Origin of the sequence: Streptomyces lateritius (assembly GCF_014649715.1) — a bacterium.
GTDB classification, from domain to species: domain Bacteria; phylum Actinomycetota; class Actinomycetes; order Streptomycetales; family Streptomycetaceae; genus Streptomyces; species Streptomyces lateritius.
The window spans coordinates 521,588-533,055 of record NZ_BMTO01000003.1 but is presented as its reverse complement, the minus strand read 5'-3'; the positions used below and the strand labels follow the sequence as shown (position 1 = coordinate 533,055).

General features: G+C 73.6%; 12 protein-coding genes. 6 read left to right on the top strand and 6 right to left on the bottom strand.

Translation table 11 applies throughout. From position 1 onward, the window contains the following. Positions 1-113 precede the first annotated feature (113 nt). Positions 114-317, bottom strand: a complete 204-nt coding sequence (locus tag IE136_RS08770; RefSeq protein WP_158992978.1) for a cold-shock protein — start codon at positions 315-317, stop codon at positions 114-116. A gap of 133 nt (positions 318-450) precedes the next feature. Between IE136_RS08770 and IE136_RS08765 the strand changes: the two genes are divergently transcribed. Beyond that, positions 451-1,035 carry a nucleosidase gene (locus tag IE136_RS08765; RefSeq protein WP_189599994.1) on the top strand — a complete coding sequence of 195 codons (585 nt, stop codon included), beginning with the start codon at positions 451-453 and terminating at the stop codon, positions 1,033-1,035. 56 nt (positions 1,036-1,091) lie between these two features. Here the strand turns inward: IE136_RS08765 and IE136_RS08760 are convergent, their stop codons facing one another. Continuing rightward, positions 1,092-2,078, bottom strand: coding sequence for a GlxA family transcriptional regulator (locus tag IE136_RS08760; protein ID WP_189599993.1), 987 nt, complete (start codon positions 2,076-2,078; stop codon positions 1,092-1,094). Between the two features lie 51 nt (positions 2,079-2,129). Here IE136_RS08760 and IE136_RS08755 point away from each other — a divergent pair, with 51 nt between their 5' ends. Both IE136_RS08755 and IE136_RS08750 read left to right on the top strand, forming a co-directional pair. After that, positions 2,130-2,552: a cupin domain-containing protein gene (locus tag IE136_RS08755; RefSeq protein ID WP_158992972.1), complete on the top strand. Its 423-nt coding sequence runs from the start codon at positions 2,130-2,132 to the stop codon at positions 2,550-2,552. 165 nt (positions 2,553-2,717) lie between these two features. Next, complete coding sequence (locus tag IE136_RS08750; protein ID WP_158992970.1) at positions 2,718-3,536, top strand: hypothetical protein; 819 nt, start codon at positions 2,718-2,720, stop codon at positions 3,534-3,536. A 45-nt stretch (positions 3,537-3,581) separates the two neighbouring features. Here IE136_RS08750 and IE136_RS08745 read toward each other — a convergent pair whose 3' ends face one another. The 3 genes from IE136_RS08745 to IE136_RS08735 all read right to left on the bottom strand — a co-directional run bounded on the left by IE136_RS08745 (position 3,582) and on the right by IE136_RS08735 (position 6,836). Further along, a complete protein-coding gene (locus IE136_RS08745) occupies positions 3,582-4,724 on the bottom strand; it encodes a PP2C family protein-serine/threonine phosphatase (RefSeq protein ID WP_158992968.1) in 1,143 nt (380 codons plus the stop codon). 67 nt (positions 4,725-4,791) lie between these two features. Then, positions 4,792-6,246 (bottom strand): MFS transporter, encoded by a 1,455-nt coding sequence (locus IE136_RS08740; RefSeq protein ID WP_229818723.1) that lies wholly within the window; start codon positions 6,244-6,246, stop codon positions 4,792-4,794. Then, positions 6,243-6,836, bottom strand: a complete 594-nt coding sequence (locus IE136_RS08735) for a TetR/AcrR family transcriptional regulator (protein WP_158992966.1) — start codon at positions 6,834-6,836, stop codon at positions 6,243-6,245. Before IE136_RS08735 ends, IE136_RS08740 begins: the two co-directional genes overlap by 4 nt. A 327-nt stretch (positions 6,837-7,163) precedes the next feature. On the opposite strand from IE136_RS08735, the gene IE136_RS08730 reads away from it, so the two are divergent. Continuing rightward, positions 7,164-7,748 (top strand): TMEM165/GDT1 family protein, encoded by a 585-nt coding sequence (locus IE136_RS08730; RefSeq protein ID WP_189599992.1) that lies wholly within the window; start codon positions 7,164-7,166, stop codon positions 7,746-7,748. Positions 7,749-7,794: 46 nt separating this feature from the next. On the opposite strand, the gene IE136_RS35475 is transcribed toward IE136_RS08730, so the two are convergent. Further along, a complete protein-coding gene (locus tag IE136_RS35475) occupies positions 7,795-8,991 on the bottom strand; it encodes a DUF6924 domain-containing protein (RefSeq protein ID WP_229818722.1) in 1,197 nt (398 codons plus the stop codon). Between the two features lie 137 nt (positions 8,992-9,128). Here IE136_RS35475 and IE136_RS08715 point away from each other — a divergent pair, with 137 nt between their 5' ends. After that, positions 9,129-9,746, top strand: a complete 618-nt coding sequence (locus IE136_RS08715; protein ID WP_189599991.1) for a TetR/AcrR family transcriptional regulator — start codon at positions 9,129-9,131, stop codon at positions 9,744-9,746. Beyond that, complete coding sequence (locus tag IE136_RS08710) at positions 9,730-11,385, top strand: acyl-CoA dehydrogenase family protein (protein WP_189599990.1); 1,656 nt, start codon at positions 9,730-9,732, stop codon at positions 11,383-11,385. The genes IE136_RS08715 and IE136_RS08710 overlap by 17 nt, the downstream gene beginning before the upstream one ends. Positions 11,386-11,468 lie beyond the last annotated feature (83 nt).

The following is an 11,468-nucleotide window of genomic DNA, read 5'->3' as shown; positions in this document are numbered from 1 at the left end:
ATCGCCCGGACCGACGGAGCGGTCCGGGCGACGACGTGCTCTCGGCACTGACACGTGATCGGGGCCCTGACGGCGTCGTCCCACGGACGACGTGATCGCGGGCCTGGTACGCCTCAGGCGGGGGAGACGTTCTCGGCCTGGGGGCCCTTCGGGCCCTGGACGACGTCGAACTCGACCGCCTGTCCTTCGTTGAGCTCGCGGTACCCGGTGGTGGCGATGGCCGAGTAGTGGACGAAGACGTCCGGGCCGCCTCCGTCCTGGGCGATGAAGCCGAAGCCCTTTTCCGCGTTGAACCACTTCACTGTTCCGGTTGCCATCGTGATCTCCTTGGCGCATACGGACACTTCCATGGTCCCTCAGCACGGTCCGGAAGTCCCGGCGGCCGTGCCCGCCCGGCCCCCACCGGTCCCGGCTGTACGGGACCGGCCCGGCGGAATTAGCGTGGCCCCCATGGAACTCATCGGAGAGACCGCGGCCGGCCGCCCCCTGCTCGTCCTCGCCGTGAAGGAGGAGGCGCAGTTCCTCGACACGGACCTGCCGATCCTGCTGACCGGCATGGGCAAGGTGAACGCCGCCACGGCGCTGGCGACCGTACTCGGCCGGGGCCCGCGACCGTCCGGCGTGGTGAACCTGGGGACGGCGGGAGCGCTGCGTCCCGGGTGGACGGGCACGCATGTCGTCGGCAAGGTTCTCCAGCACGATCTGGACGGCGAGCTGCTGGCCACGCTGACCGGTGAGACGTACGGCGCGCCGCTGACCCTGCCCGACGGCGGTGCCGTGACCCTGGCCACCGGCGACTCCTTCATCGCCGACGCGGACGCGCGGGACCGGCTCGCCGCCCTGGCGTCGCTGGTCGACATGGAGGCGTACGCCCTCGCGACGGCCGCCGCCGTCGCCGGTGTGCCGCTGCGGGTCGTGAAGCATGTGAGCGACGAGGCGGGCGACGGCGCCGCCCGGAGCTGGCGGGAGTCGGTCGCGCACTGCGCCAGGGCACTCGCCGACTGGGCGGCCGAGCACACCCCGTACCGTTCCTGAGAGCCCGCAGAGCCGGCTCCTGAGCCCCGGCCGCCCGCACCGCCCCCGCGGCGAGCTCAGCCGGCCGCCGGACCGAAGCGGCGGCGGTACGCGGACGGCGACAGGCCCGTCTCGCGGTTCATCAGGGCGCGCAGATGGGCGGCGGTCCCGAGGCCGCAGCTGCGGGCGACGACCTCGAAGCGGGACTCGCCGCGTTCGATGAGACGGCAGGCGAGCGCGACCCGCTCACCGGTCAGCCAGGCCAGCGGGGTGGTGCCGAGCTGGGCCCGGAAACGGCGGTGGAGCGTCGCCGGGCTGACGGCGGCGCGGGCCGCGAGGTCGGCCACGGTCAGCGGGGAGCCGAGGCGCTCCTGGGCCCAGGCGAGGAGGGGCGCCAAGGACGCGTCGGGCACGTCGGGGACCGGCCGCTCGATGAACTGCCGTTGGCCGCCGTCGCGATGGGCCGCGAAGACCAGTCGACGGCTCACCGCGTTGGCGACCTCGGCCCCGTGGTCGCGTCGCACCACGTGGAGTCCGAGGTCGAGGGCGGCGGCGCTGCCGGCGGCGGTGAGGATGTCGCCGTCGTCCACGAACAGCACGTCCGGTTCGAGGTGCACGGAGGGGAAGCGGTCCCGGAAGGACTCCGCCCACTGCCAGTGCACTGTGGCGCGCCGGCCGTCGAGGACGCCGGCCTCGGCGAGGGTGAAGGCGCCGCTGCAGAAGCCGATCAGGCGAGCGCCGCGTGCATGCGCGCGGCGGACCGCGTCGAGCACGGCGGGACGACGTGGCACGTCCACGTCGGGCCGGTTGGGGACGATCAGGGTGTCGGCGGCGTCGGCCGCCTCGAGCCCGGCGACGCCGGTGAGCGTGAAGAATCCGTCCCGCATGAGAGTGCGGGGTTCGGGAGAGCAGAGCCGGAAGTCGTACAGGTCGCGACCGAGCTCCGGGCGGCGCAGCCCGAAGACCTCGGTGACGCAGCCCAGCTCGAAGGGGTTCGAGTTCGCGTCGACGATCACGACCACGCGGTGCAGCCCGGCGACCGGATGAGAGGATCCTTGCGGCATATGCTCTTTCTAGCACTCGCGGCGCCGGGACCCCGGCCCGAGGATGGCCCCATGGACGCCGAGAACCCCGTGACCAGCACGCAGAGCATCCCCGTCGCCCTCGCCGAGGCCCTCGCCACTTTCGACGAGCTGTGGAGCCCGCGCATCGTGACGCGGGTCAACGACTACGACGTACGCGTCGCCAAAGTGGCCGGCGAGCACGTGTGGCACGCCCACGACACGACCGATGAGTTCTTCCTCGTCCTCGACGGCGAACTGCGCATCGCACTGCGCGAGGACGGGACCGAGCGCACGGTGGCGCTACCCCGGGGCTCGGTCTTCACCGTGCCCCGGGGGGTGGAGCACCGTCCCTCCGCCCCGTCCGGCGCGACGATCCTGCTCTTCGAGCCGACCGGCACGCTCACGGTAGGCGACCGGCACGAGGAGATCCCGGACCACGTGGACGCGACGACGGGACACGAACTGAACGCCTGAGGCGACGGACGGCCCCGCGGCGGGTCGCGCGCCGTTCGGACCGTGGGCGGACGGTGGCCGACCCCGATCGCCCGGTTTCGCGCGTGTGGAAGGGCCACGCGGTGCGGCAGCCTGGTCGCGAGGCCATCCTGAAGGGGTGGACTCCTGTTCGAGGAGGCGCGACCTATGAGCGGGCCCCAGCCCGGCACGGGCGGCAAGGCACGGTTCGACGACATCTACGACCAGCCCGACCCGCGGGCGTACTTCCGGCGTCTCGCGCCGCTGGAGTACGAGATCCCGCAGCAGGCCCAGGCCGCCTTCCGGCGCGCGGCGGCGGAGCGCGAGGGCGGGACGGTGCTCGACCTGTGCTGCTCGTACGGGATCAACGCCGCCCTGCTCAACCACGACGTCACGCTCGCCGAACTGTACGCGCGCTACACCGACCCTGCGCTCAGCGAACTCACCCCGGCCGAACTCGCCGTACGGGACAAGGAGTTCTTCGCCGCCCGGCGCCGTCCCGACGCGGCCCCGGTCATCGGGCTCGACGTCGCGGCACACGCGCTGAGGTACGCCCGCGAGGTCGGGCTCCTCGACGACGCCTTCGCGGAGAACCTGGAAAAGGGCGAGGGCGAGGACGCGACACCGAGTCCGCGGCTGCGGGCCGCGATGGCCGGCGTCGGGCTGATCACACTGACCGGCGGCGGCAGCTACCTCACCCGGCGCACCTTCGCCGCGCTGCTCCCCTGGGCGCGGCGACCGCTGCGGATCAGCGCCTTCGTGCTGCGTACGGTGCCGTACCGGCCGATCGAGGAGTGTCTGGCGGCCCACGGCCTGCGGACCTTCTCCGACCCGTCCCGGACCTATCCGCAGCGGCTGTTCACCGACGCGGGCGAGCAGCGCTTCGCCGTCGAGGCGGTACGGGCGCTCGGGGCGGATCCGGAGGGGCGGGAGACGGAGGGGCGGTTCCACACGGTGCTGTACGAGTCGGTCCCCGAGCGCTCCTGAGCCGCCGCCTCGGCCGCTGCCGGCCCCTCGTGGTTGTCCGTGCCGTCACAGGGACGGTTCGCGCACGAGCGCCGCGTCGGGGAGCCGTTCGACGAGGATCGCGGCCACGTCGTCATCGAGGCCGTCGGCCCCGTAGGCGACCAGGTCCCCATGGAGCAGGGCCGGGAGCCGCTCGCCCGGCTCCTCCGCCCAGCGTCGCATCCGCTCCTCCAAGGGGTAGAAGGTGCCGGCGCGGTCGCGGGTCTCGCTCACTCCGTCGGTGAACAGCAGCAGGCGGTCCCCGGGCGCGAAGGGGACCTCCTCCACGCGGTGGCGGGCGTCGGCGAGCCCGGCCAGGCTGACCGGCAGCGAAGGGTCGCTGAAGTCGACGGGGCGTACCCGCGCGCCGTGCTGGAGAAGGGGCGCGGGGTGGCCGCAGCTGAGGAGGCGTACGACGTCCGTGTCGTCGGGGATCTCGACGAGGACGACGGTGGCGAAGCGTTCGGCCGCGTCCGAGCCGGGGTCCCAGGCCCCGAAGCGGTTGAGTCCCTTCTCCAGCCGGTCGGCGAGCGCCGGCAGATCGGGGGCGTCGTCGACGGCGGCGCGGAAGGAACCGAGCAGGACGGAGGCGGTCTCGACCGCGCCGAGCCCCTTGCCCTGGACGTCACCGAGCATCAGCCGTACGCCGCCGGGCACTCGGACGGCCTCGTAGAAGTCGCCGCCGATCCGTGCCTTGGCCGCGGCGGCGACGTACAGCAGATGGAGTGCGAGGGGGCCGAGCCGGGGCGCGAGGGGGCGCAGGACGACCCGCTGGACGACCTCGGCGACGGCGGTGACCTCCCGCAGATCCCGTTCGTGACGGGCCCGCACGCGGCTGACCCAGACGGCTGCCGCGGTCACGGTCGCCAGGACCGTTTCGTTGGCGAGGAGGTCGGGGACGAACGGCTCGCCCCTGAGCGCGCCGAGCAGCCCGCGCAGCGCCATGGCGACCAGCCCGATGACGACGGTTCCCCGGACGCTCCAGGTCACGGCGGCGAGAGCGGGTGCCGCCACGAGGAGCCGGTCGAAGCGTTCCCGGTCGGGGGTGAGGATGTCGGCGACCACGGTCAGGATCATGACGAGGACGGGTAGCGCGCGGCCGATGGTGATCTGTGCGCGCGGCCGGGACCAGGAACGGCGACGACGGTGGCGGTGACCTCCGGAGGGCATCTCGTGATCGTACGCAGGGCGGGCGGCGGCGCCGGGGCGCCGCCCGCCGGGCGTGTCCGGTGCCGGTTCAGCGACGGAGCGGCGCGGGCGGGGGGCGTTCCGCTTCCCGTGGGGCCGCGGATCCGGCGGGCAGCCCGAGGGCCGCGGCGGCGCCCAGGGCGGCGACGGCCGCCAGGGCGAGGAGTGTGGTCCCCATCGCGGGGACGAACGCGGCGGAGGGGTCGAGGGTCATGAGCAGGGTCGCCATGGCGACGCCGAGTGCGGGGCCGGTGTTCATGGCGGTCTGCTGGAGCCCGCCCGCGACTCCGGCGTCGGCGGCGGCCGCCCGCTTCACCACTACGGCGGTGGCGGTGACCATGACCGTACTGAATCCGGCGCCGAGCAGGACGAAACAGCCGCCCGTCGTCACGGCCGTGGCCCGCTCGTCGAGCCGGGAGAGCAGCAGGACCCCCGAGGAGAGCAGAAGGGCTCCCGCCACGGTCGTACGGCGGGGTCCGAACCGGCGTTGCGCCAGGGCGGCGGCGGGCGCGCCGAGCACCATCAGGACGGCGAGGGGCAGGGTCCACACGGCGCTCGTCAGGGGGTCGAGGCCGCGGACGTCCTGGAGGAAGTACGTCGCCACGAAGAGGGAGCCGAAGAGGGCGGCCGACGCGGCGAGGAGAGCCCCGAGGCCGGCCGCGACGGGCCGGGAGCGCAGGAGCGCGGGCGGCAGGAGCGGGTGGGCGGCGCGCCGCTCGTGCCGTACGAGGACCGCTCCGGCGACGAGCGCCGTGGCGAGGGCGAGCGCGGTGCCCGCGGTGGCGCCGGTCTCCGGTGCCGCGACGAGGACATGGACCAGGCAGGCCAGCGTCACGGCGAGCAGGAAGGCGCCCGGCAGGTCGAGGGATGCTCGGGTCCCCGCGGCGGTCAGGCGCCCCCGCTCCGCCAGGGTCGGCGACGCCGCCGGGAAGAGCGGCTCGGCGGACGCGGTCGGCGCGGGGACGGCGAGGGCGAGGATTCCGATCGCGAAGGCGGGAAGCACAGTGAGCGCGAAGACGGATCGCCAGCCGTACGCGCTCACCAGCGCGCCTCCGACGAGCGGGCCCGCCGCGGCCGCGAGGCCGATGGCGCTGGTGCGCAGCGCGATGGGCATCGCCAGCCGGTCGGCCGGGTACGCGGCGCGCAGCATGCCGAGGGTGGCGGGCTGCAGCAGCGCTCCGCAGACGCCTTGCAGGACGCGCAGCGCGATCACCCATCCGATGCCCGGGGCCAGCGCGATACCGGCCGACGCGGCGGCGAAGCCGAGCGTCCCGAGGGCGAAGATCCGGCGGTGGCCGTAGCGGTCCCCGAGCCGGCCCGCGAAGACGAGCAGGCTCGCGACCGCGACGAGATAGCCGGTGCTGGTCCACTGGACCTGTCCGAAGTCCGCGTCGAAGTCGCGCTGGAGTGCGGGCTGGGCGAGGGTGAGGACGGTCCCGTCGAGGGCGACGACGGCGGCTCCGACGACGCTGCAGGCGAGGGTGAGGTGGCGTTGGCGTATCACCGGGCGAGGCCCGCCGGTCCGAGGTGGGCGTCGACGGCGGCCCGGAGCAGCGGTTCGACGGCGTCCGTCCCGGAGGCCAGCTGGAGACTGCCCCAGCCCCAGAGCTGTGCGATGCCGTGGAGGTTCGCCCACAGCGCGCCGGCGACGAGGGAGGGCTCGGGGCCGGCTCCGGGGCGGGCGCGGTCGACGAGCCGGGTGAGGAGCTCGAAGAGCGGAAGGCTGGTCTCGCGCAGCCCGAGGCGGCCGCTCTCCAGCAGGTCGTGCCGGAACATCAGTTCGTACATGCCGCGGCGGGTCAGCGCGAAGTCGAGGTAGGCGCGGGCGAGGGCGTCGAGTTCGGCGCGGGGGCCGTCGTGTCCCGCCGCGAGCGTGGCGGCGACCCGGTCGGCGAGATCGGCGAAGCCCTGGTGGGCGATGGCCGAGAGCAGGTCCAGGTGGGTCGGGAAGTGGCGGCGCGGGGCACCGTGGGAGACGCCGGCGCGTCGGGCGATCTCCCGCAGGGACAGGGCCTGTGCCCCCTCCGCGTGTACCAACTCGACTCCGGCGTCGATCAGTCGGCCGCGCAGCCCGGCCTCGGGTTCTTCGTTCATAGACACTGTCTACCAGGCGTCGTAGACAGTGTCTACCAAGATCGGGGAACAGGGCCGGCGGACGGAAGGTCCGGAGGAGGGCTCCGCTACACTGGTCGGCAGCGAAGGGGAGTAGCCCTGCGAACCGGTCGTCGACACACTGGAGCCCTCGGGTTCCCGGTGGCCGGGTCCGTGCGGAAGCGCGGGCGGGCGAGACCTTCGGCCAGGCATTCGCCATGCCCGCGTCCCGCGGGTGTGGTCCGTCATGCCGGGCCGAGTGGTTCTTCCCGTCGCCCACGTGGTGCCGTGCGGATCCCGGGCCCGGAACCGAGCAGAGAGCCCCCCGGTATGCACCTCGACCCCTTGGCGATCCTGACCGCCTTCGGGCTGATCTTCCTTGCCGAGCTTCCCGACAAGACGATGTTCGCGTCCCTCGCGATGGGCACGCGCATGCGTCCGCTGTACGTCTGGTTCGGCACCTCGACCGCGTTCCTCGCGCATGTCGCCATCGCCGTGGGCGCCGGCAGTCTCCTGGGCCTGCTGCCCGACTGGATCGTGAAGCTCGTCTCGGCCCTGCTGTTCGCCTTCGGCGCCTTCATGCTGCTGCGCGGCGGGGGCGACGACGAGCAGGACGAGGCCGGCGGCAGGACGGTGACGGGCTTCTGGCCCGTCTGCTCCACCGCCTTCATGGCCGTCTTCATCAGCGAGTGGGGCGACCTGACGCAGATCACCACCGCCAACCTCGCCGCCACCAACGGCACGTGGTCGACGGCGATCGGCTCCGCCGCGGCCCTGATGAGCGTCTCCGCGCTCGCCCTGGTCGCCGGCCGGTTCATCGCCAAGCGCGTGCCGCTGAAGAGGGTTCAGCGCATCGGCGGACTGTGCATGGCGGCTCTCGCCGTCTGGTCCCTGACCGAGATCTTCGTCGGCTGACGAACGCGGGAGCGCCCGAGCGGCCCGAGGCTCGGGCGCTCCCCCGTCAGAACCCGCGGAAGATTCTCTCCGGATCATCACCGGCAGCTTCTGCGTACTCCTCGAACCCCATGTTCCCGAGGGACAGGTTGACGTGGACGCCGTGGACGCCCGCCGGGATCGTACGGAAACGGTCGCCGAACTCGGTGAGCCGCGCGTACTCCTCGTCGTCCTCGCACTCCGCCCGCGACGTGGTCGTCACGGCGAGCAGGGCGTGGGGTGCGGAGGCCACCGTCGTGGCGTCGGCGAGGAAGACGACGCTCAGCTCGTCGTCGGCGGCGACCGCCGCCAGCACCTCGTCCACCTCCGCCCCCGCCCAGGCCGGATCGTCGACGATGTGCGCGGTGAGCTCGGGGTCCTCGGCGAGGGCGGCCCCGACGGCCCGCCAGCCGTCCTCGTGCGTGTAGTCCGTACGGACGACGAGGGCGTCGAAGTCGTCGCGGCGGGTGATCGGCGGGCGCCGCCTCCGCTTCGGCGGGGGCGGCGGCAGCAGGCGGGGGCGGGCGAAGTCCGTGTTGTCGACGAGGGCGTCCATCCTCGGCAGCGGGTCGACCTCGTCGAGATAGATCCGCTCCGCCACCAGGTACCGGTCACGGTGGAGGGACTCGGCGTCGGACCCCGCCCAGTCCTGGTCGCGCTCCGCGCCCCGCCGTACGGAGAGTTCGGCGTCGATGTCGATCCAGATCCGGTAGTCCCAGAAGGAGTCGATCTCCGGCCGGAAGGCGAAGACCCCGTCCACGACGAGCACCGCGTCCGGCGCGAGCGGGGTCCGCTCGGCGGAGTGGTCCCGCTGGGTCAGCGGGTCGATGCCGCACAGGGAGCAGGAGTCGGCTCCGGGATTCCGGCACGGGTCCAGGAGCAGGCGCCTGAGCAGCTCGTAGTCGTAGGCGTTGCGGTAGTAGCCCTCGCCGGACTCGCGGTCGTAGAGGTGCCGGTCCTTCCACGGCTTCTTGAAGTCGTCGAGCGTCGCCCGGAGCGCGGGCCGCCCGGCGTTCCCGATCCACTGGGCCAGCTCGTGTCCGAAGCTCGTCTTCCCGGCCGCGGTGAACCCGTCGACGCCGACGAGCAGCCGCCCGGGACCGCGCGCCAGGATCTCCTTCGCGACCTCCTCGATCAGCGCGGCCCGTTCGGCGGACGCCGAGCGCGGCACCGGCTGCTGCCAGGTCGAGGACGAGTGATGCACGTCGGCACGTCGCACGGTCATGCGTCCGAACCTATCGACAGGCCCGGCCCCTCGGCGCACCGGGTCGCGGGCCCTCGCCACGCCGCCGGCACCGGATTGGGGGCGGGGTGCCGTCGCCGACTCTTGATGAAGAAGTGAATCATTGCTTCACTTCTTCCATGCCCTACCGACGCACGCCCGCCGTCCAGGCCCGGCTCGACGACCGGCGCGCCACCGTCGTGGACGCGGCGCTCGGCCTGCTCGCCGAGCACGGTTACGCGGGCTGCACGATGGCCGCGGTCGCGGCGCGGGCCGGGATCGCCACCGGCAGCGTCTACCGCCACTTCCCCAGCAAGGGCGAGCTCGCCGTCGAGCTGTTCCGGACCGTGGTCTCCCGCGAGGTGGCCGCCGTGTCCGAGGCTGCCCGGCGACCCGGCGGCGGGGACGCCGCCGGGCGGGTCGTCGCCGTCATCGAGACGTTCGCGAACCGGGCCCTGAGGTCTCCGCGCCTCGCCTACGCCCTGCTCGCAGAGCCCGTCGATCCGGCCGTGGACGCCGAACGGCTGGTGTTCCGGCGGGCGTTCCGCGATGTGTTCGCCGAGCAGATCGCCGAGGGCGTGCGCTCCGGACGCCTCCCCCCGCAGGACGCCTCGCTGACGGCCTCCGCCCTCGTGGGGGCGGGCGCGGAGGCGCTCGTCGGCCCGCTGGCGGAGGGAACCGTGGGGCCCGACACCGTACCCGCCCTGGTCACCTTCACCCTGAGAGCCCTGGGAGTTCCCGATGCCGAACACGCATGAGGTCACCAATCAGGTCCCGCCGCTGAGTGGTCACGACGTCTCGGCCGACCCGGCACTGCTGGAGAGCCTGCGCCGGGAGGGCGCCGACTGGGCGGAGGCCGAGGTGCGCGAGCTGGGGGTGCTGGCCGGCGGCGAACAGGCCCAGGAGTGGGGGCGCCTCGCCGAGCGGAACTCCCCGGTGCTGCACACGCACGACCGCTACGGTCACCGTGTCGACGAGGTGGAGTTCCACCCGTACTGGCACGAGCTCATGACCGTCGCCGTGCGGCACGGTCTGCACGGGGCGCCGTGGCGCGACGAGCGGCCGGGCGCCCATGTGGCGCGGGCGGCCAAGGTGTTCGTGTGGGGACAGGCAGACCCGGGCCACCTGTGTCCGATCTCGATGACGTACGCGGCGGTGCCGGCGCTGCGCGCCCAGCCCGATCTCGCCGAGGTGTACGAGCCGCTCCTGACCTCCCCCTTCTACGACTTCGGGCTGCGCGAGCCGACGTCGAAGCGGGGCGTCATCGCCGGGATGTCGATGACCGAGAAGCAGGGCGGCTCGGACGTCCGCGCCAACACGACACGGGCGGTGCCGACCGGCGAGGACGGTTTCTACACGCTCACCGGTCACAAGTGGTTCACCTCGGCGCCGATGTCGGACGTGTTCCTCACCCTGGCGCAGGCGCCGGGGGGACTCTCCTGCTTCCTGGTGCCGCGCGTCCTGCCGGACGGCACCCGCAACGCGATTCGCCTCCAGCGGCTCAAGGACAAGCTCGGCAACCGGTCCAACGCCTCCTCCGAGATCGAGTACGAGGGTGCTCTGGGGCGTCTGGTCGGCGAGGAGGGCCGGGGCGTGGCGACCATCATCCGGATGGTGAACATGACCCGTCTGGACTGCGCGGTGAGTTCGGCCTCCGGCATGCGCCAGGGCCTCGTGCAGGCGGTGCACCACGCCACGCACCGCAGCGCGTTCGGTGCCCGGCTGGTCGACCAGCCGCTGATGACCAACGTCCTGGCCGACCTGGCGGTGGAGGCGGAGGCGGCGACGATCGCGAGCCTTCGGCTCGCCGGGGCGGTGGACCGGGCGGCCGCGGGTGACACGGAGGAGGAGCTGCTGCGCCGGATCGGTCTCGCGGTGACGAAGTACTGGGTGTGCAAGCGGGCCCCCGCCCACGCGGCGGAGGCCCTGGAGTGTCTGGGCGGCAACGGCTACGTCGAGGACTCGGGACTCCCCCGGCTCTACCGCGAGTCCCCGCTCCCCTCCATCTGGGAGGGCTCCGGCAACGTGGCCGCGCTCGACGTGCTGCGGGCCATGGGGCGGCAGCCGCAGGCCGTCGACGCGTTCTTCGCGGAGATCGACCGCGCGGCGGGCGCCGACCGGCGCCTGGACGCGGCCACGGCCCGGCTGCGCAAGGATCTGGGCGACCTCGGCGACGCCGCCGCCGTCCAGTACCGGGCGCGCCGCCTGGTCGAACGGATGGCGCTGGTCCTGCAGGGCTCCCTCCTCGTCCGGCACGGTCATCCCGCGGTGGCGGACGCCTTCTGCGCCTCGCGCCTGGACAGCGACTGGGGCATCGCCTTCGGCACGCTGCCGCCCGGCGTGGACACGGCGACGATCATCGCCCGGGGCACCCCGGCGGCGGCCTTCCCGGCCTGACGCGGCGGCAGGTGCGAGAGGGGGCCCGCGCGGCGAGGGAGCACGAAGGAGGCGGGATGCGACGCTGGAGGGACGGTCGTACT

Coding starts and splice junctions, on each gene's coding strand:
- IE136_RS08770 (WP_158992978.1), bottom strand. CDS start 317: ATGGCAACCGGAACAGTGAAGTGGTTCAACGCGGAAAAGGGCTTCGGC.
- IE136_RS08765 (WP_189599994.1), top strand. CDS start 451: ATGGAACTCATCGGAGAGACCGCGGCCGGCCGCCCCCTGCTCGTCCTC.
- IE136_RS08760 (WP_189599993.1), bottom strand. CDS start 2,078: ATGCCGCAAGGATCCTCTCATCCGGTCGCCGGGCTGCACCGCGTGGTC.
- IE136_RS08755 (WP_158992972.1), top strand. CDS start 2,130: ATGGACGCCGAGAACCCCGTGACCAGCACGCAGAGCATCCCCGTCGCC.
- IE136_RS08750 (WP_158992970.1), top strand. CDS start 2,718: ATGAGCGGGCCCCAGCCCGGCACGGGCGGCAAGGCACGGTTCGACGAC.
- IE136_RS08745 (WP_158992968.1), bottom strand. CDS start 4,724: ATGCCCTCCGGAGGTCACCGCCACCGTCGTCGCCGTTCCTGGTCCCGG.
- IE136_RS08735 (WP_158992966.1), bottom strand. CDS start 6,836: ATGAACGAAGAACCCGAGGCCGGGCTGCGCGGCCGACTGATCGACGCC.
- IE136_RS08730 (WP_189599992.1), top strand. CDS start 7,164: ATGCACCTCGACCCCTTGGCGATCCTGACCGCCTTCGGGCTGATCTTC.
- IE136_RS35475 (WP_229818722.1), bottom strand. CDS start 8,991: ATGACCGTGCGACGTGCCGACGTGCATCACTCGTCCTCGACCTGGCAG.
- IE136_RS08715 (WP_189599991.1), top strand. CDS start 9,129: ATGCCCTACCGACGCACGCCCGCCGTCCAGGCCCGGCTCGACGACCGG.
- IE136_RS08710 (WP_189599990.1), top strand. CDS start 9,730: ATGCCGAACACGCATGAGGTCACCAATCAGGTCCCGCCGCTGAGTGGT.